General features: G+C 37.2%; 19 protein-coding genes. 10 read left to right on the forward strand and 9 right to left on the reverse strand.

What is annotated here, in order from left to right:
* Positions 1-105: 105 nt before the first annotated feature.
* The 5 genes from EO113_RS05940 to dnaA all read right to left on the reverse strand — a co-directional run bounded on the left by EO113_RS05940 (position 106) and on the right by dnaA (position 5,345).
* Positions 106-999: a DUF721 domain-containing protein gene (locus tag EO113_RS05940; protein ID WP_127135799.1), complete on the reverse strand. Its 894-nt coding sequence runs from the start codon at positions 997-999 to the stop codon at positions 106-108.
* Positions 989-2,080, reverse strand: a complete 1,092-nt coding sequence (gene recF / locus EO113_RS05945) for a DNA replication/repair protein RecF (RefSeq protein WP_127135800.1) — start codon at positions 2,078-2,080, stop codon at positions 989-991. The genes EO113_RS05940 and recF overlap by 11 nt, the downstream gene beginning before the upstream one ends.
* Positions 2,081-2,082: 2 nt before the next feature.
* A complete protein-coding gene (locus EO113_RS05950; protein ID WP_126941295.1) occupies positions 2,083-2,307 on the reverse strand; it encodes an RNA-binding S4 domain-containing protein in 225 nt (74 codons plus the stop codon).
* 16 nt (positions 2,308-2,323) lie between these two features.
* Positions 2,324-3,436 carry a DNA polymerase III subunit beta gene (gene dnaN / locus EO113_RS05955; RefSeq protein WP_062402241.1) on the reverse strand — a complete coding sequence of 371 codons (1,113 nt, stop codon included), beginning with the start codon at positions 3,434-3,436 and terminating at the stop codon, positions 2,324-2,326.
* Between the two features lie 268 nt (positions 3,437-3,704).
* Entirely contained in the window at positions 3,705-5,345 is a 1,641-nt protein-coding gene (gene dnaA, locus EO113_RS05960) for a chromosomal replication initiator protein DnaA (RefSeq protein ID WP_164726341.1), read from the reverse strand.
* Positions 5,346-5,868: 523 nt separating this feature from the next.
* On the opposite strand from dnaA, the gene rpmH reads away from it, so the two are divergent.
* The 5 genes from rpmH to jag all read left to right on the forward strand — a co-directional run bounded on the left by rpmH (position 5,869) and on the right by jag (position 8,177).
* Positions 5,869-6,003, forward strand: a complete 135-nt coding sequence (gene rpmH, locus EO113_RS05965) for a 50S ribosomal protein L34 (protein ID WP_004692946.1) — start codon at positions 5,869-5,871, stop codon at positions 6,001-6,003.
* A gap of 70 nt (positions 6,004-6,073) precedes the next feature.
* Positions 6,074-6,427, forward strand: a complete 354-nt coding sequence (gene rnpA / locus EO113_RS05970; protein WP_062402236.1) for a ribonuclease P protein component — start codon at positions 6,074-6,076, stop codon at positions 6,425-6,427.
* Complete coding sequence (gene yidD, locus EO113_RS05975; RefSeq protein ID WP_126941000.1) at positions 6,427-6,654, forward strand: membrane protein insertion efficiency factor YidD; 228 nt, start codon at positions 6,427-6,429, stop codon at positions 6,652-6,654. The genes rnpA and yidD overlap by 1 nt, the downstream gene beginning before the upstream one ends.
* A gap of 109 nt (positions 6,655-6,763) precedes the next feature.
* Positions 6,764-7,402, forward strand: a complete 639-nt coding sequence (locus EO113_RS05980) for a YidC/Oxa1 family membrane protein insertase (RefSeq protein ID WP_009353949.1) — start codon at positions 6,764-6,766, stop codon at positions 7,400-7,402.
* 10 nt (positions 7,403-7,412) lie between these two features.
* Positions 7,413-8,177: an RNA-binding cell elongation regulator Jag/EloR gene (gene jag, locus EO113_RS05985; protein ID WP_127135802.1), complete on the forward strand. Its 765-nt coding sequence runs from the start codon at positions 7,413-7,415 to the stop codon at positions 8,175-8,177.
* 365 nt (positions 8,178-8,542) lie between these two features.
* Here the strand turns inward: jag and EO113_RS05990 are convergent, their stop codons facing one another.
* The 4 genes from EO113_RS05990 to EO113_RS06000 form a co-directional block, all read right to left on the reverse strand.
* Positions 8,543-8,914 (reverse strand): cupin domain-containing protein, encoded by a 372-nt coding sequence (locus tag EO113_RS05990; protein WP_038145013.1) that lies wholly within the window; start codon positions 8,912-8,914, stop codon positions 8,543-8,545.
* A gap of 89 nt (positions 8,915-9,003) precedes the next feature.
* A complete protein-coding gene (locus tag EO113_RS08175) occupies positions 9,004-9,207 on the reverse strand; it encodes a hypothetical protein (protein WP_009353953.1) in 204 nt (67 codons plus the stop codon).
* A 127-nt stretch (positions 9,208-9,334) separates the two neighbouring features.
* Positions 9,335-9,523, reverse strand: a complete 189-nt coding sequence (locus EO113_RS05995) for a hypothetical protein (RefSeq protein WP_009353993.1) — start codon at positions 9,521-9,523, stop codon at positions 9,335-9,337.
* A 176-nt stretch (positions 9,524-9,699) separates the two neighbouring features.
* On the reverse strand, positions 9,700-11,037 hold the full coding sequence (locus tag EO113_RS06000) for an MFS transporter (protein ID WP_009353948.1): 1,338 nt from the start codon (positions 11,035-11,037) through the stop codon (positions 9,700-9,702).
* Between the two features lie 314 nt (positions 11,038-11,351).
* Here EO113_RS06000 and EO113_RS06005 point away from each other — a divergent pair, with 314 nt between their 5' ends.
* From EO113_RS06005 to narI, 5 genes are all read left to right on the forward strand, one after another.
* Positions 11,352-12,038, forward strand: coding sequence for a Crp/Fnr family transcriptional regulator (locus EO113_RS06005; protein WP_038145028.1), 687 nt, complete (start codon positions 11,352-11,354; stop codon positions 12,036-12,038).
* Between the two features lie 72 nt (positions 12,039-12,110).
* On the forward strand, positions 12,111-15,785 hold the full coding sequence (locus tag EO113_RS06010; RefSeq protein WP_127135803.1) for a nitrate reductase subunit alpha: 3,675 nt from the start codon (positions 12,111-12,113) through the stop codon (positions 15,783-15,785).
* Positions 15,775-17,202: a nitrate reductase subunit beta gene (gene narH, locus EO113_RS06015; RefSeq protein WP_127135804.1), complete on the forward strand. Its 1,428-nt coding sequence runs from the start codon at positions 15,775-15,777 to the stop codon at positions 17,200-17,202. Before EO113_RS06010 ends, narH begins: the two co-directional genes overlap by 11 nt.
* Complete coding sequence (gene narJ / locus EO113_RS06020; RefSeq protein ID WP_009353985.1) at positions 17,202-17,726, forward strand: nitrate reductase molybdenum cofactor assembly chaperone; 525 nt, start codon at positions 17,202-17,204, stop codon at positions 17,724-17,726. Before narH ends, narJ begins: the two co-directional genes overlap by 1 nt.
* A complete protein-coding gene (gene narI / locus EO113_RS06025) occupies positions 17,723-18,394 on the forward strand; it encodes a respiratory nitrate reductase subunit gamma (protein WP_009353966.1) in 672 nt (223 codons plus the stop codon). Before narJ ends, narI begins: the two co-directional genes overlap by 4 nt.
* The last annotated feature ends 8 nt before the right edge of the window (positions 18,395-18,402 follow it).

The raw sequence follows: 18,402 nt of genomic DNA on the forward strand, positions 1-18,402 counted from the left end.
ACATCCTCCTACTATTTATATAATGACATCCCATACTGGTCACCATATTCTATATAATACATTCTATTATACAATACTTTACTATCTCTGTGAAAGTCTAAGCCTTTATTTCACTTGCATTTTATCTGTTTCGTTCCAACGATACTTATTTGTAATATTTACAACTTGTTCATAAGACAATTCTTCTTGCGATTTTGATGTAATTAACATAGTAGCCCAATACATATCATTCGCATCCGTAGATCCTTGGAACAAGCGAGTTAAATAATAATAAATACTTTCTTCTTTTGCCACTTCATACCATTCGTAGGTGCACCAGGGAGCAATCACTTTCATTTGGTCATACTTATAATGAGGATAATCCTTCAATAAACCTTTTACCGTACGAATGATATGTCTATACTTTTTATATTCACACTGAGGGCATACCTTCGCAGAACCTTCCGATTGCCAACGACCACAGGTAGGACATTGATGAAAATGCTCTTGCTGTAGTACAAACTCTTTCTTCGCTTGCTCCATACGTGTTTGTAATACCTTTTGTCGAAGTTCCTCATGACGGATCACACGAACAGATTTTTCTATACTTTGTACAATCTCAGAGGGCAACACAATTTGATGAAAGTCTATAATTTCCTCATAAACAGGTGTCATATCTAAGGCATCCCCTGATACAAGCTGATCTTGTAAAGCACGTCGTGGGAGCTGTACTTTGATATCTGTAATAATAGATTCTCCATAATACTCATGCAATGCTTCCAATAACTGTGGTTTGCGCATAGTCATCTCTTGCATCCATACAGTATGACCAATTTCAACTACGATAACAGGTGGCTTTATGTGCACTAATTTTGCTTGTCCATTCACCATAGGTCCTACGACAGATTCCCAATCATGATAGAGTTTCATAAGTCGATACATTTCATAAATGCCTAGTTCTTGTAACATAGCATCACGAAGATCCATTACTCCTGTAAAAGATTCTAGATTACTCTCCATGTATCATTTCCTCCGTCAAGTCTATATACTGCACCTTGTCTAAGTCCATTGTATCTGTTGTATCAGTAGTAGTAATAATTGTCTGTACACGTTTATGAATGAATTTGATTAAATTAGATCGACGTTCCTGATCTAATTCACTGAGTACATCATCTAATAGTAAAATAGGATATTCTCCTACTTCCGATTTAATATATTCTAATTCACTTAACTTAACTGATAAAATTGCTGTCCGTTGTTGTCCTTGTGATCCAAATCGTTTTAAATCCATAGAACCTGAATAAAAGATAATATCATCACGATGAGGTCCCACTGATGTTTGTAACCGTCGCCGATCCTCTGATAAATTTTCTTGTAAAGCCTGTAATAAAGCATCTTTTGTTACTAATAGTTGTTTCTTACTATAAGGTTGAGTATATTGCAATCGCAAATCTTCTTTACCATTGGTTAGTTTCCGATTCATTAAATCCATTAATTGATTTAATTTTTTTAAACTTTCCAATCGTTTTTGAATAATTTGTGAGCCTAATGTAGCTATTTGTTCATCCCAATCTTGTACTGGTACCTTACTCGTATGACTATATTCTTTAAGTATACGATTTCTCTGTTGTACAGCTCGCTGATACATCGTAAGCTGATGATAATATTGAGGACTAGTCTGACTAATTTCCATATTTAAAAAACGACGACGTAAGGAAGGAGTTCCCTTAATTAAATCTAAATCTTCTGGAGAAAAAATGACTGTATTCAAAGTACCTACTAATTCTTTTTGCGATAGAGGATTATCATGCAAACGAATGACTTTTTTTCCTTGACGCCCCCATTTAATCTGCAACGTATGAGGCGTATCAGCTTTCATAAAGTGAACGATAATACTAGCCTCATCCTCATTCCAAGAAATGACATCTTTCATATCCGATGTACGATGACTATGTCCCATCGTGGCAATATAAGCAGATTCTAGGATATTTGTTTTCCCTTTTCCATTAGGACCATGGATGACAATGATTTCTGGTGTGAAAGTAATAGTTTTATGACGATGATTGCGAACATGTATGAGTTCCAATTCAGTCACATACACAATTAAGCCTCCTTCACCACAGTAATTCTTATTTCATTAGCAATGGTTACTACATCATTAGGATAGATTTTTTTACGTTTTTCTGTAACTACTACATCATTTAAAGTGATTTTATTTTCTTCTAATAACACTTTAACTTGACCACCTGTTGATAATACATTGGCATATTTTAACAGTTGATCTAATTGAATATACTCTGTATGAATGGATACAGTTTCTTGATTCATAATTTCCTCTTTTCTCTTAATTATGTGTATGAACTGGTGTTACCACATAGGTGTAATGGTCATTATTATCTTGACGAATTACCATAGCCCCTTGTTCTTGTAAGTACATATGAATTCTTTCACCTGTGCTATGTTTCAATAATTCATCTATATATTTACCATTAAAATTAATAGTGAAAGGATTTCCTTCAAAGGTACATAAAACAATATCTTTTACCATACCAATATCAGCACTTTGAGAACTTAATGTAACTTGATTCTCTTCCCAGTCATAGCGAATGGCAGAATAACTCATATCTTTCGCCATAAAATAGACACGATCTAAGGAACTAGCAAATTCACGACGATTTAAAATAGCACTAGCATCGAATTTAGCAGGAATAACACGTTTATAATCAGGATATGTACCTTCAATTAATCTTGAAATAATATATACAGTATCAAATACAATAGCTACTTGATTTCTATTCCAAATTAATTTAACCATAACAGGTTGATCCGATGGTAATACTCTGGATACTTCTTCTACAGTGCGTTTTGGAATGACAATACGCATTGGGTTTTCAAGAGCTGCATCTAAGGTTACTTTTTTAACAGCCATACGATGTGTATCAGTGCCTACCATAGTAAGCTCATTGCCTTCAATTTCCACTAAGGTACCACAGAAGATAGGCCGATCTGTATCCGTAGAAGTAGCATATACAGTTAAGTCGATTAATTGTTTTAGCTGTTCTCCATCAATCATAATACTATTATCATCTTGGATTTGTTCCACCAAGGAAAAATCTTCTACTTGCATAGTCACAAGTTTAAATTCAGAATGATCGGATTTAATCTGTAATTGATTAGAATTGTCTGGCTTATATAATTCTACTTGTTCACCTGGTAATTTTTTTAGAATTTCTTGAAAGTATTTAGAACCTACTACAATAGTACCAGGTTCAAGAATAGTAGCATCTACTTGGGATCTCATTCCAATTTCAAAATCGTTAGCTTGTAATTCTACGTAGTTATCTTTTGTAGAAATGTAGATAGATCCTGGTAAATTAGAGCTTGTTTTATTACTTGCTACACGTTGGAATAGTGACATGGCTTTCACTAATTCATGTTTGTTAAATTGAAGTTTCATTATTAACTCCTTATGACTAATATAACTATGTTAAAGTTTTTTTATTTAAAGTAGTAGACGTAGTAGTAGGACGCGTGTATAAGTGGATAGGTCCATAAAACTTATAAATTTCAATGTTTTACACATGTTTACAACATTGGGATTAGAAAATTTTATATATCCACATAGTAACAGGTCTATAAATACCTTGTGTGTAAGTGTATGTTTGTTAACAATGTAATCACAAAATGTAAACAAGTTAAACACATACTTATACACAAATTTAATATTACTTTGCTTCTTCTAATTCTTTGCGAATGCGATCGATAGTATGTCGTAAATCTTGGTCTTTTTCTATTTCTCTAGAAATTTTTTCATATGCATGTAATGCGGTAGTATGGTCTTTTTTACCAAAAGCAAAGGAAATTTGAGGATAACTTTCATTGATTAATTCACGAGCTAAATACATAGCAATTTGGCGTGGATGAGCATATTGCTTATTTCGTTTTTGACTTACTAAATGTTCTAGCTTGATTTTAAAGTAATCTGCTATAAATTCTTGAATATACTTAATGGATAATACAATTTTTTCTGTATGGATGATAAAGTCTTTAATTGCCTTATTTGTAAATTCTACATCAATTGTTTCTAATCGATTTGTAATAGCCGCTTGTGTAATTAATGTTTCAAAGGCGCCTTTTAGTTCACGAATATTTCGCTTATTAAAATACTGTGCAAATAGGTGGATAACCTCTTTTGGAACATATAAGGTTGGGTATTCACTACGACGATGATCGATTTCCTCATGGATGATGGCTTCAATCATCTCAGGATTTGGTGCTTCAATTTCTACAGTAAGACCACTGTTGAATCGTGTGATTAAGCGTTCTTCCATTTCTTTATAATCTTTTGGTGGTTTATCGCTAGACAGGATAACCGCTTTATTGTGACTCAATAAATGATTGAAGGTATTAAAAAACTCTTCTTGCGTCGTTTTCTTATTTTTTTCTTCTAAGAATTGTACATCGTCAATGATGAGTACATCGATATCTCGGAAGTTACGACGGAATTGATCCGGTGTTTTTGTCCGTAATGATTCAATAAAACTATTCATAAAATCTTCACTGGTAATAGACATAATTTTAGCAGATGGATTGAGGGCTAAAATTTCATTGCCAATAGCATGCATTAAATGGGTTTTACCAAGACCAGATTGACCGTGAATATATAGTGGATTGTAACGAAGTCCTGGATTTTCAGCTACTGCTTTCGCAGCACTGAAAGCCATACGGTTAGAATTAGATTCGATATAATTATCAAAAGTGAAAGCACGATTTAGATGTGATTTTGAAGAACTACTCATGTTTCGTTGTACAGGTGGTACAGGAACGGTTGTTTTAGAAGCAAATAAATCGGCAGGGACTGGTCTTTGAATGCCTTGTGAAGGAGAAGTATTTCTTTGAATGATGACAGGAGAATCATAACTAGGACGGCTTACTCCTTCTGGTAATACTTCATTATACTCTTCTGCATCCCAAGGAGGAGGGATGATAGGAGATGGAGAGCTTTCCATTGTTGTATCTTCAATAGAAGGCATATCGATAGATGGTATAGGAGGAATATCGATAGATGTATTTTCCATGCTATCTATGGAAGAAGCATCTACAGTAGATGTATCTGTTAAATATTCTATTTTTTGTAAGGTAGGGAGTAAACTTTTTGCTGCCTCTACGATTTGGTTATGGACTAATGGGGTTTGAATATATTTTAGCTTGCTAGGATCCATAACAAATAAGGTCAAAATAGTAGATGTCATAGAATAGGGCATCAATGAATTAACAACCAAGGAATCCCACATTTGCTGGGGCATTTTCGTTTTTGTTTTTTGCATCACTTGGTCCCATAGGGAGTAAAGATCTAAGTCACTCATAATAAACCTTCCTGCATGTGTATAAGAATTATTTGTCCACATCATCATAATGTGGATAACTAAAAATTAGACAAAGAAAAAGAGTTCATAAACAAGATAATAAGTAGAATTGTTTCTATCCACAATAATGTGAATAAGTCAGTGGATAACATGTGAAAAATAAAAATACTTGTTTATAACCCTTCGTTGGTGTATGTCATTATTATACCAAAAACTTTTTTGCTTTACTATGCATTCTCTGGGATTCATTTTTACTTTTCTATAGTTCTTCCCAAAAATCTTTACTTATTACTATAAAAGTTATAATGAAAGTAAAGAATTTAGCATAAGGAAATAAAGAGTATGAAGAATAATAAGAGACATTTGCAGATGTATTAAGATATGTACTACAGCAATATTACAAATCGTTTATATATATGCTAATAAAAACAAGGTTTATATTGACAGAATTAGGGTTTATACATATAATTACTATGTTATGGTATACGAAAAAATAAACCTATCATGAGGAGGTGTTGTTGTAATGAAACGTACTTACCAACCAAATACACTTTGGAGAAAACGTACTCATGGTTTCCGTGAACGTATGAAAACCATCGGTGGCCGTCTAGTGTTAAAACGTCGACGCGCTAAAGGCAGAAAACGCTTATCTGCATAATCAAATATACAGCAAGAGAACTTGGCGACCTAGCCAAGTTTTTCTGTATGTACGGTATTAAAGGATAACTATGAATAGTTTAACAAAAGATAGAAGAATACGGAAAAACAATGAATATCAATTAGTGTATAAGCACGGTCGCTATGAAGTGGGACGTCTTTGTGTGGTCTATCATATGCCGGTGGCAAAACAAAAGAGTAAGATTGGTTTCGTCACAGGGAAAAAGGTAGGAGGCGCTGTACAGCGCAACAGAGCACGACGTTTGATGAAAGAAGTGTATCGTCTGCATCAGCATGAATTGCGCGAAGGTCATCATATTGTAGTCGTAGGTCGAGGGTACTTGGCTAATGCTACGTATGAACAGGCAGAGCGTGAAATGATGCGTCTATTCAAAAAATGTAAATTAGTAAAGGATAGAAACTAATGGGTATTAGTAAACTTGTAAATTACTTGTTAATTGGATTAGTTCAGTTCTATCGATATGCTCTATCTCCTTTAAAGCCAAGTACTTGTCGTTTTTATCCCACCTGTTCGATGTATATGTTGCAAGCATTGCAACGGTATGGACCTTTAAAAGGTAGCTATTTAGGCATCAAACGGATTTTAAAATGTCATCCCTTTCATAAGGGTGGATATGATCCTCTGCCATAGCACAGTTTTGGAAATACCTGAGTACCTGTATGGATGAAAAATAGACCATACCATAACGTATATGGGTACACAAAGGTGTATACTACAGAGAACAAAAAAAGGAGTAGGCATGGAAATCTTTCAATATTTAGTAGATTTTATGAGAAGCCTTGTGGAATATTCGTTTTTGGCAACAAAATCGATGGGCTTCCCAAGTTATGGTATCGCGATTATTTTGCTTACCATTGTTATTAAACTTATATTAGCACCGTTGACACAAAAACAAGTGCAGTCTATGAAAGGCATGGCTGAATTACAACCTAAAATGAAAGCCATTCAAGACAAATATAAGGACAATCCACAAAAAGCACAGCAAGAAATTATGAAAATGTATAAAGAATTAGGTATCAACCCATTAGCTGGTTGTTTACCACTTCTTGTACAAATGCCATTCTTGATTGCTATTTTCTATGCATTACAAGGATATCCATATGATCCTCAATATGCACAATTCTTATGGTTACCAAATTTGAGTGATCCAGATCCAATCTATGTATTACCAGTATTGTCTGCGTTGTCTACGTATATTATGAGTAAACAAACATCTGCTAGTGGTAATAATCAACAAGCAAAGATTATGAACATCTTTATGCCACTATTCATTGGCTATATCAGTTTAAACTTTGCTAGTGGATTGGTAATTTACTGGGTAGTTTCAAATCTATTCCAATTAGCACAACAAACATTAATTTATCGTAATAACAAATAGGAGGCTAGGCATGGATTACATTGAAGTGTCAGCAAAAACGATTGAAGAGGCAACTTCACAAGCAACAGCGCAAATTGAATCTCAAGGTCGTGTTGTTACGTCTGTGAAAGTGTTAGAAGAACCATCAAAAGGTTTCTTAGGATTTGGTAAAAAAGATGCTCTTGTTCGCGTATACTTTGAAGAAGGAACAGCAGAGAATATTGCTGTTGCAGAAGAAGTAGTATCAGTTGTGGAAACTGTTACAGAATCAATGGTAGACACTGTGGAAACAGAAACTACTGAAATTCCTGTGGTAGTTGAAGATGGTATTACAAAAGCAGAACAAGATTTCATTGCCGATACAGGTAAAGAATTTTTATTAGGTATGTTTGGAAAGATGGGCTTATCTGTACAGATTGAAAAATTGACTACTAAAGATAAGATTACATTCCAAGTACATGGGGAAGACTTAGGTATTTTAATTGGTAAACATGGTCAAACATTAGATGCTATCCAATACTTAACAAACCTTGTGGCTAATAAAGAAGTTCGCCGTCGTTGCCAAATTGTTGTGGACGTAGAAAATTATCGTTCCCGTCGTGAAGAAACTTTGATTCAATTGGCACATCGCTTAGGTGCTAAAGTACGACGTACACGTCAAAAAATTGCTTTAGAACCAATGAATGCTTTTGAACGAAAAATTATTCACTTAGCATTGCAAAATGAAAAAAATGTCAAAACAGATAGCGAAGGACAAGAACCATATCGTCATATTGTGATTTATTACAAACGATAGACTTCTACTATATATCATCAACTTTTATATTGATGTATATGCATATCTGTAGAGATGACAATAGATGATTTGTGGCATATAGTAACAGATTATCTATAACTATGAAGTGGGCCCTTCGGGGTCCTTTTTCTTAGAAATATAGAAAAAAGCTATGAGTTGAATATATAAAATCAACTCATAGCTTTTTTAGTTTAAGGGGCTGTTTTGTTACAGCCCCTTTTTATATGGTGTATATATTAAAAAGAAATAATATAGTTATTAGGTTTTATATAGCTATTTAGTGGTTCAGTTATATCCACGGTTATTAATTTCCCATAGGGTGATACTGATATTGTCAAGATCAGTTCCTACTGTCTACAGACTCTTTACGGCTCGATGGGGAAATAATCCGCAGGGACGGGGGCAAGGATGCCAACAAAGACAAAGTCCTTCGTGCCTGTATTTTTCATCCCGTGGCACATGCCCTTCGCTGAGACGATGACATCGCCCTTCGCGATGGGGTGCTCCTCTCCGGGGGTAGGGTAAAAGACGCCCTCTCCCTCAATGCAAATCCATATATCATCTGCATTGGCGTGACCGTGCGGCTGAATCGTCTGCCCAGGCTTTATGACCCAGACGACACCGCTCGTTGACTCCGTGCTGTAGATTGGCGTGCGCGTTGCGACATTGCCCGCCTTTGCCACATTTGCCACGCGAAAACGTCGCGTTGCAAAATCGTTTGTGATTTCATTTACCATGATGTTTGCTCCTTTCAAAAATTCGTATTTTATATCGTTTTAGGGTGCTCAGTTAAAGTAATCATCGTCATATCCTTCGCTATTCAACTTCATTTTACAACAAACCAATCCTTATGACAACAATGGGATTTGATATTGTCAAGATCAGTTGACAAATTTTCTTTAGAAGAATACAAATGCTGTAACTCTTTATAGTCTAATTCCTTCAATACAGCATCGAGTAACCGCATAGGAGCTGTTTCTTTTATCATCAACATGCCATAATCCAATGGTAAAACTAGTTGGCGAGGCATTACTAGTTTAGTATAATTAAATTCATTGGTATATTATTTCTTCACATAAAAGGTGGCTTTCCCTTTTCCGTGTCGTTCAATGTACTTTTCTTCTACTAATTGTTTCAACATATTTTCTATGGTGGATTTACTTAGGATTGGAACTGCATTCAATACTTTGAATCTTAGCAATTTCTACTAGTGTATTTAGCACGGCAGGCTTTTGTTGTATAAATAGTTCCTGTTTTCCTTTGTGTTCATGGATCTGTACTAATAAATTAATAATTTCACTATCCCATAGAGTATTTTCATAGAGTGAATAATTAAAGATTTTCATTCGCCTACTCCTTTCTATATTCGCCTAATTATACCATGTTTTTAGGCGATTTAATATTAGAATAGGCGAATCAATGGCAAATTCTAGTAATTTTCAATACAACTGATATTGTACGACAGAATCGTTAAGCACACAAAAAAGCACGGCGTAAACCGTGCTTTTTTTATAAGATTCAATTATACATTCATGTTAGCTGCTTTACGAACATAGAACCAGTAACATACAAATACTGTTACGATGTTGAACGCAAGTAATACTGCAAATGCTGGGTGGATACTTCCAAATGTTGTGTATACATAGCCAAAGATTTTTGGTGTAATGAAGGCACCGTACGCCGCTACAGCTGCTACGAAACCAGCAATTAAGGAAGATTGTAATCCATCTGTGAAGATGTGAGGAATCATACGGAATGTAGATCCTGTTACGAAACCGCAGGATACGAACATTAATACAGTCATTCCAAAGAAAAAGTCGAAGTGATGCATATCCACGCCTACAGCGATTAATACAGTAGTGATACATAAACCAATCAAACCGATGAAAGTAATTTTTGTACCGCTATTGATTTTGTCAGCTAACCAACCACCTACTGGACGAAGGCTGGCAGATACTAAAGGTCCCACGAATGCGATGTGAGCAAATGGAATTTCAGGGAACTCTGTTTTAACAAGTAGACCAAGTGCTGCTGCATATCCAGAGAAGGCACCGAAGGAACATGTATATAACAATGTCATAGCCCATGTGTGTTTGTTGCTAAAAATTTGAGCCAGCGCTTTAGGATTAGGTTTTGCTAGTGGCAAGTTATCCATGTAACGAGTCATGCACGCTAAGATAATTACTAAAGGCACAATCCACATAAACGCCGCGTTGGCTAAGTATACTGCATTGCCTTTAACGATAGCTGGTGTGACACCGAAGATATTACCTAATGTAGCAGAACCCATAGCGAATGGAGCTAAGAAATAGATAACGGAGATCCCAAGGTTACCAATACCACCATTAATGCCAAGAGCGGTACCTTTTTCAGATTTAGGGAAGAAGTTACCGATGTAAGCCATGGAGGAGGAGAAGTTACCGCCGGCTAAACCGATCAAAGCTGTTAAGATCATGAATGTTTCATAAGATGTTGTTGTATCTTGTACAGCATAGCCTAACCATACTACAGGTACTAATAAAATAATTGTAGAAATAAAAGTCCAGTTTCTACCACCTATTAAAGCTGGCATGTAAGTATAAATAAAACGGAATGTAGCACCTACTAAACCTGGGAAGGCAGCCAGTGTAAATAACTGTTCTGTTGTGAAATGGAATCCAGCTCCATTTAATTGTGCTGCGATGGTTGACCATAAATACCATACGCAAAATGATAACGTTAATGCAATGGTAGAAACTACCAAGTTTTGTTTAGCAATTTTTTTGCCAAACTTTTCCCAAAATTCGGGATTTTCTGGTTGCCAGTTCGCAATAATTTCTTTGCGGCTCGCACCCACTTGAGGCATTTTCATCTCTGACATGAGAACACTCCTTTAATCCTTTCAACGTACAACTTGTGATACTTTTTGTATCACAGTAAATCGAAGACACAAATTAGTATAAAAAAATATTGACTTATGCCATACTTTCATTATAATATGTGCCTAAAATCACACACTTATTATATAAGATATAATATAATGTGAATGTGATAAAAAGCACAACTTATATAATTATTAATAAGTTATAATAGTAACATAGCGCAAAATTTAAAATGTAATTGAGAAATTGATATAGCTAAGTTTATATCAACTTCATAAGTATGGGATGTTACTGAAAGATGTATGGTGACAGTATGGAACAGGAGTTAATCAATCAATTGCTAGCATTGCCAGGTGAAGTAATTCATCTGAAAAAAGGAGAATTTTTATTTCACGAAGGCGATAAGGCAGAACATTTTTATATCGTTCAGAGAGGGCGCCTCAGTATTAAGAAATTTGAATCCACAGGACATATTTTTGCATTACGATTAGTAGGTAAGAATAATGTGCTTGGGGAAATTCCTTTGTATGAGACGAATACGAGATCGTATGTATTTAATGCCATTGCAAGAGAAGATTGCTCAGTCTATTGTATACGTTACGATGTATTAGAACCTGCCATTGCTAAGGATCATTCCTTAGCCATTGCGATGATGAAGATTTATACGCTTCATATGCGTCGACAACAAGCTAAGTATAGAGACTTATTATTATACGGTAAGAAAGGTGCATTTTATTCTACATTATTGCGTTTAGCTAATAGTTATGGTATTAAGCGGGATGACGGTATTTATATCGACATTGCATTAAGCAACCAAGAGTTAGCTGAATTTACTGCCACATCACGGGAAGGTTTAAACCGCATGCTAAGTGAGTTACGAAAGTTAGGCTATGTAGCCTATGATAAACACCATCTGGTAATCTGTGACTTTGATGCATTAATCGATTTGCTAGATTTAGATATAGAAACTATCGATCCTAATATTAGCAATATCGAATGATTAAGGTTATCCCCCCTTGCTGTGAGCACTACGAAGGCAAGGGTTTTTTTGTATTTTTAAGGAGGACATGAGATGAGTCTTTTATCTCAAAAATTTAAGTTTCTTCGCAAGAAGGACGTATCTCCAACAGGCCATCAAATCACAGAAGAAGGTGGTCGTGAATGGGAAAATTTTTATCGTGACCGTTGGTCCTACGATAAAGTAGTCCGCACCACACATGGCGTAAACTGTACTGGTTCTTGTAGCTGGAATATTTACGTAAAAAATGGTGTTGTAGCGTGGGAAAATCAAGCAACTGATTATCCTAAAACACCAGATGATATGCCAGATTACGAACCACGTGGATGCCCTCGAGGATCTACTTTCTCTTGGTATTTATACAGCCCACTACGCGTAAAATATCCATATGTACGTGGTGAATTGATCGAGCTTTGGAGAGAAGCGAAGAAAACTGCTAAAAATCCTATCGAAGCATGGAAATCTATTGTAGAAGATCCTGAAAAAGCAAAACGTTATAAATCTGCTCGTGGTATGGGTGGCTTTGTACGTTCGACTTGGGATGAATCTACAGAAATCGTAGCAGCTTCCTTATTATATACAGCAAAAACATATGGTCCAGACCGCAACGCAGGATTCTCTGTAATTCCAGCTATGTCCATGTTGTCCTATGCAGGTGGTGCGCGTTTCTTGAACCTTATGGGTGGTACTCCACTTTCCTTCTATGACTGGTATGCTGATTTGCCGCCATCAAGCCCACAAGTTTGGGGTGAACAAACTGATACACCAGAATCTGGTGACTGGTACAATGCAGGTTACATCATTACATGGGGTTCCAATGTACCATTGACTCGTACACCGGATGCTCACTTCTTGGCAGAAGTACGTTATAAAGGTACAAAAGTAGTCTCTGTATCTCCTGACTATGCAGAATCTACTACATTCTCCGATACTTGGTTGAATGTAAAAGCAGGTACAGATGCAGCGATGGCAATGGCAATGGGTCATGTCATTCTGAAAGAATACTATGTAGATAAAGAAACTCCATATTTCAAAGAATATGCGAAAGAATTTACTGACTTACCATTCTTAGTACGTGTAGAAGAAATCAATGGTGCTTTACAAGCGGGCCGTTTCTTGAACAATCAAGATTTAGGTAGCACAGAAGATGGCGCTGATTTCCACACTGTCGTTATCGATGAAATTACGAATACAGTAGTGGCACCAAATGGTACATTAGGTGATCGTCATACAAATCCTAAAAAATGGAATTTACGTCTTGAAAACCGTGCAACAGGAGAAAAAATCTCTCCTCGTTTATCTGTCATCGACCAACGTGATTCCGTAGCATTAGTGAAATTACCATACTTCGGTGACGAAGCTCATGAAGGTATTATTGAACGTGCTATTCCTGTTATGACAGTACAAACTAAAGAAGGTCCTGTACAAGTAACAACAGTTTACGACTTGATTCTTGCTAACTATGGTATCGATCGTGGTTTAGGTGGTGAAGTGGCGACTAGCTATGAAGAAGACACTCCATATACACCAACATGGCAAGAAAAAATTACTGGCGTGAAAGCAGACGTAGTGATTCGTACAGCTCGTGAATTTGCAGACAACGCAGAACAAACAAAAGGTCGCTCCATGATCATCATGGGCGCTGGTATCAACCACTGGTATCATGCTGACATAATTTACCGTACGATCCTTAACTTGATCATGTTCTGTGGTACAGAAGGCGTTAACGGCGGTGGCTGGGCTCACTATGTAGGACAAGAAAAATTACGTCCTGTAGAAGGTTGGGCTGGCATTATGACAGCGAACGACTGGAGTAAAGCACCTCGTTTACAAAATGGTACATCTTGGTTCTACTTTGCTACAGAACAATATCGTTCTGACTGCATTGACCTAGCAGACCGTGTATCTAAATTAGCCACACCTCGTTACAGACACCCTGGTGACTATAATGTATTGGCTGCGCGTTTAGGTTGGTTGCCGTCCTACCCTACTTTCAACCGTAACTATCAAGATTTGATCAACGATGCTCGTGCTACAGGCGCAGGTACTGAAGTTGAAATTAACCAATACATCGTACAAGCATTGAAAAATAAAGAGTTGAAATTCTGTGTAGAAGATCCTTCTGCGAAAGAAAATCATCCACGCAACTTGTTCGTATGGCGTTCTAACTTAATTGGTTCCTCCTCTAAAGGTCATGAGTACTTCTTAAAATATTTATTAGGTACAAAAAATGGCGTATTAGAAGATGAAGATGCACCAGTACGTCCAGAAGAAATCAACTGGCGTGAAGCTCCTGAAACAGGTAAATTAGACTTGTTGATCGACATCGATTTCCGTATGGCTTCTACGGCGTTATATTCCGATATCGTATTCCCTGCAGCAACATGGTACGAAAAACAAGACTTATCTTCCACAGATATGCATCCATACGTGCACGTATTCCAAGCGGCTGTTGATTGCGCATGGGACACTAAATCTGACTGGGATACATTCCGTACTTTGGCAGAAACTGTATCTCGCGTAGCGAAAGAGTCTGGTTTCACTGAATACGAAGATATCGTAGCACAACCATTGGGTCATGACAGCCCAGGCGAAGTGGCTCAACCATTGGGTAAAGTATTAGACTGGAGCAAAGGCGAATGTGAACCAATTCCAGGTAAAACTATGCCAAATCTTGTACACGTAAAACGTGATTACAGTAAAATCTTTGAAAAATTCATTGGCTTAGGTCCTAATATTGAAAATAAAGTAGGCGCTCATGGTTTAGCATGGGATGTAACAGATGAATATCAATCCTTATATGAACAAAATGGAACAATCGACCAACCAGGTTTCGTATCTCATGGTCGTCCTAGCATCTACGAAGCACGTGAAGCTTGTAATGTTGTGTTAACCTTGTCCTCTTGTACGAATGGTAAATTAGCAGTTCGTTCTTGGCAGGCTATGGAAGAAAAAACAGGCTTAACAGATCTTCAAAAGAATGCAAAAGGTCGTGAAGAAGAACGCATTACCTTCGACGATATGGTACGTCAACCACGCTTTATCATTCCATCTGTGACAAGTACAGGTAAAAATAATAAAGACCGTCGTTATTCTCCATTTACAACATCTACTGAGGATAAAGTTCCATTCCGTACGGTTACGGGTCGTCAATCTTTCTATTGTGACCATGAAATGATGCGTGACTATGGTGAGGCTATGGCGCTTTACAAACCAGTCTTGTCCTACGCACCAGTGAAAGGTGATTATGCACAAGAGGGGGTTCCTCAAATCACATTGAAATACTTAACACCACATCATAAATGGTCTACACATAGTATGTACTTCGATAGCCAACAATTGTTAACATTGTTCCGCGGTGGACAAACAATTTGGTTGAACGAAGATGATGCGAAAGAAATCAATGTCCAAGACAATGATTGGGTAGAAGCTTTCAATAAAAACGGTATCGTTGCAGCCCGTGCTGTAGTATCCCCACGTATTCCTCGTGGTATTTCCTACATGCACCATGCCCAAGACCGTCACATCAACGTACCTGCTGCACAAATTAAAAAACAACGCGGTGGTACACACAATGCACCAACTCACATTCATTTGAAACCGACACATATGATTGGTGGTTATGGTCAATTAAGTTATGGATTCAATTATTATGGCCCAACTGGCAACCAACGGGATATGACTATTGTGGCTCGTAAAATGAAGGAGGTAGATTGGCTTGAAGATTAAGGCTCAAGTATCTATGGTCCTAAATTTAGACAAGTGTCTAGGCTGTCACACATGTTCTATCACTTGTAAAAATACATGGACAAACCGCGAAGGTGCGGAATATATGTACTTTAATAATGTGGAAACCCGCCCAGGTGTTGGCTACCCTCGTCATTGGGAAGACCAAGAAAAATGGAAAGGCGGCTGGACTGTTGGTAACGATGGAAAATTAGCATTGGCTACAGGTTCTAAAACAAATCGTCTGATGAAATTGTTCTATCATCCAGAACAACCTGAGTTGAAAGACTACTTCGAACCATGGACATATGACTATGAAACATTGATTCATTCTGGTCGTAAAAATAACCAACCAGTAGCACGTCCACGTTCTTTGGTAACAAAAGAAAAAATGGAAATCAAATGGGGTCCTAACTGGGATGACGATTTGGCTGGTGGTGAGCACGCTCGCTCTGATGTTAACTTAGCTAAAATGGGCGAAGATATCGTGTTTGACTATGAAAAAGTATTCATGCGCTACTTACCTCGTCTATGTAATCACTGCTTGAATCCAGCATGTGTGGCAGCGTGCCCATCTGGTGCGATTTACAAACGTGATGAAGATGGTGTAGTTCTTGTTTCTCAAGATGTATGTCGTGGCTGGCGCCATTGCGTACCATCTTGCCCATACAAAAAAATCTTCTATAACTGGGAAACAAATAAAGCTGAAAAATGTGTATTCTGTTACCCACGTTTGGAAAATGGCTTGCCACAAATCTGTGCGGAAACTTGCGTAGGTAGAATGCGTTATGTAGGCGTTGTCTTCTATGATATGGATAAAGTAGAAGCAGCTGCGGCTACAAAAGATGATGCGAATATCTATGAAAATACAGTGGACTTGATTTTAGACCCTCATGATCCAGAAGTAGTAAAAGCGGCTCGTGCTGAAGGTATTGGTGAAGCTTGGATTAAAGCAGCGCAAAAATCTCCAGTCTACAAATTAATCAAGGAATGGAAAGTGGGCTTACCATTACATCCAGAATACCGTACATTACCAATGGTTTGGTATGTGCCGCCATTGAGTCCAATCGTACAACGCATTACATCTGAAGTATACTTACCAGATGCAAACGAAATGCGCGTGCCTGTACAATATCTTGCGAATCTATTTACAGCAGGTAATGCAGATGCACTAGCTCGCGTATTACAACGTGTATTAGATATGCGGGAATATATGCGTCGTCGCGATGTAGGTGGAGAGGCTCCTGAGCATCCAATCGATTTAACAGAAGATCAAATGTACGAAATGTACAAATTATTAGCATTATCTAAATACAATGATCGTTTCGTGATTCCTACAGATATCAAAGCGTCTCGTGAAGGTCGTGCAGATATGCAACATAAACGTGGTTTTGCCTGTCCTACAGGGGGATGTCAATAATGAATGATGCTCAGAAAATAGCGCTTATCGCGTCATTTCTGCTTCGCTATCCCGATGCCACTTGGTACGATGAATTACAAGAATGGAAGGGGGACGCAACATCTGTTGCGCACCCTCAACTCCGTCAAGCCTTGGTAGAATTTTTCGACTATGTGGAAGAAACACCTCGTAAAGAGTTTGAAGATCAATATGTGCGTACCTTTGACTTTAGTCAAAATACGAATATGTATTTATCTACTTATGAATTACAAGGTACAGGGGAACAAGCAGAAGAACTTGTTAAATACAAAGCATTTTTCCTTGAAAATGGCTATGACTTACCAAAAGAAATGCCAGACTTTGTCCCAGCTATTCTTGAATTATGTGCGCTTATCGAAGAAGAAAAAGCAAAAGAAATTTATGAATACTGTAAACCAAAATTAGAATATATTCGGGAGCGTTTCATTGAAGCGAAATTACCGTATGCATTCTTATTTGATGTTATTTTATCTGTTGCTAATGGATTGGAGGACGGTGTACTATGAGTTTATTTCTATGGGGCGCACTGCCTTATATCGCTTTCACCTTCTTTGTCGTAGGGACTCTTGTTCGTTTCTTTTACTTTGAAAGAAACTGGACCACAAAATCAAGTCAATTTTTAGAAAAGAAACAATTGCGTATTGCTAACCCATTGTTCCACTTTGGTTTGCTTTGCGTTATCGGTGGCCACGTGGTAGGGGTATTGATTCCTAAAACTTGGACTGCTATGATTGGTATTGATGACCATATGTACCATCAAGGTGCGTTGTATATGGGGGCTGTGGCTGGTTTCCTATTTATCGTAGGATTCTTAATGCTTATGAAACGTCGTTTCACAACACCTGAATTACGTGCTAACACATCTAAAATGGATGTATGGTTGTACTTGTTCTTTACACTAGCTATCGTAAGTGGTATGGCTGGTACCTTATTGAATGCGTCTGGATTCTTTGACTATCGTGTATCTATTGGACCTTGGTTCCGTAGCGTATTGATGGCTATGCCAGACCCATCCTTAATGGAAAATGTTCCTGGTATCTTTAAGTTCCATATGCTATCCTGGATGATTGTGGCTATCGTATTCCCATTCAGCCGTTTAGTACATTGCTTAAGCGTACCATTTAATTACTTAGCACGACCATTTATCGTGTATAGAAAAAGAGACCGTCGCTAGGTCATCAC

It is taken from the genome of Veillonella sp. 3913 (assembly GCF_003992235.1).
Taxonomy (GTDB): Bacteria; Bacillota; Negativicutes; order Veillonellales; family Veillonellaceae; genus F0422.

What these genes read in the sequence shown, in the direction of transcription:
- yidD (WP_126941000.1), top strand. Translation starts at nt 6,427, where the DNA reads ATGGGTATTAGTAAACTTGTAAATTACTTGTTAATTGGATTAGTTCAG.
- EO113_RS08175 (WP_009353953.1), bottom strand. Translation starts at nt 9,207, where the DNA reads ATGCCTCGCCAACTAGTTTTACCATTGGATTATGGCATGTTGATGATA.
- EO113_RS05950 (WP_126941295.1), bottom strand. Translation starts at nt 2,307, where the DNA reads ATGAATCAAGAAACTGTATCCATTCATACAGAGTATATTCAATTAGAT.
- jag (WP_127135802.1), top strand. Translation starts at nt 7,413, where the DNA reads ATGGATTACATTGAAGTGTCAGCAAAAACGATTGAAGAGGCAACTTCA.
- narI (WP_009353966.1), top strand. Translation starts at nt 17,723, where the DNA reads ATGAGTTTATTTCTATGGGGCGCACTGCCTTATATCGCTTTCACCTTC.
- EO113_RS06005 (WP_038145028.1), top strand. Translation starts at nt 11,352, where the DNA reads ATGGAACAGGAGTTAATCAATCAATTGCTAGCATTGCCAGGTGAAGTA.
- EO113_RS05995 (WP_009353993.1), bottom strand. Translation starts at nt 9,523, where the DNA reads ATGAAAATCTTTAATTATTCACTCTATGAAAATACTCTATGGGATAGT.
- EO113_RS06010 (WP_127135803.1), top strand. Translation starts at nt 12,111, where the DNA reads ATGAGTCTTTTATCTCAAAAATTTAAGTTTCTTCGCAAGAAGGACGTA.
- rnpA (WP_062402236.1), top strand. Translation starts at nt 6,074, where the DNA reads ATGAATAGTTTAACAAAAGATAGAAGAATACGGAAAAACAATGAATAT.
- narJ (WP_009353985.1), top strand. Translation starts at nt 17,202, where the DNA reads ATGAATGATGCTCAGAAAATAGCGCTTATCGCGTCATTTCTGCTTCGC.
- dnaA (WP_164726341.1), bottom strand. Translation starts at nt 5,345, where the DNA reads ATGAGTGACTTAGATCTTTACTCCCTATGGGACCAAGTGATGCAAAAA.
- EO113_RS05940 (WP_127135799.1), bottom strand. Translation starts at nt 999, where the DNA reads ATGGAGAGTAATCTAGAATCTTTTACAGGAGTAATGGATCTTCGTGAT.
- rpmH (WP_004692946.1), top strand. Translation starts at nt 5,869, where the DNA reads ATGAAACGTACTTACCAACCAAATACACTTTGGAGAAAACGTACTCAT.
- EO113_RS06000 (WP_009353948.1), bottom strand. Translation starts at nt 11,037, where the DNA reads ATGTCAGAGATGAAAATGCCTCAAGTGGGTGCGAGCCGCAAAGAAATT.
- EO113_RS05980 (WP_009353949.1), top strand. Translation starts at nt 6,764, where the DNA reads ATGGAAATCTTTCAATATTTAGTAGATTTTATGAGAAGCCTTGTGGAA.
- dnaN (WP_062402241.1), bottom strand. Translation starts at nt 3,436, where the DNA reads ATGAAACTTCAATTTAACAAACATGAATTAGTGAAAGCCATGTCACTA.
- EO113_RS05990 (WP_038145013.1), bottom strand. Translation starts at nt 8,914, where the DNA reads ATGGTAAATGAAATCACAAACGATTTTGCAACGCGACGTTTTCGCGTG.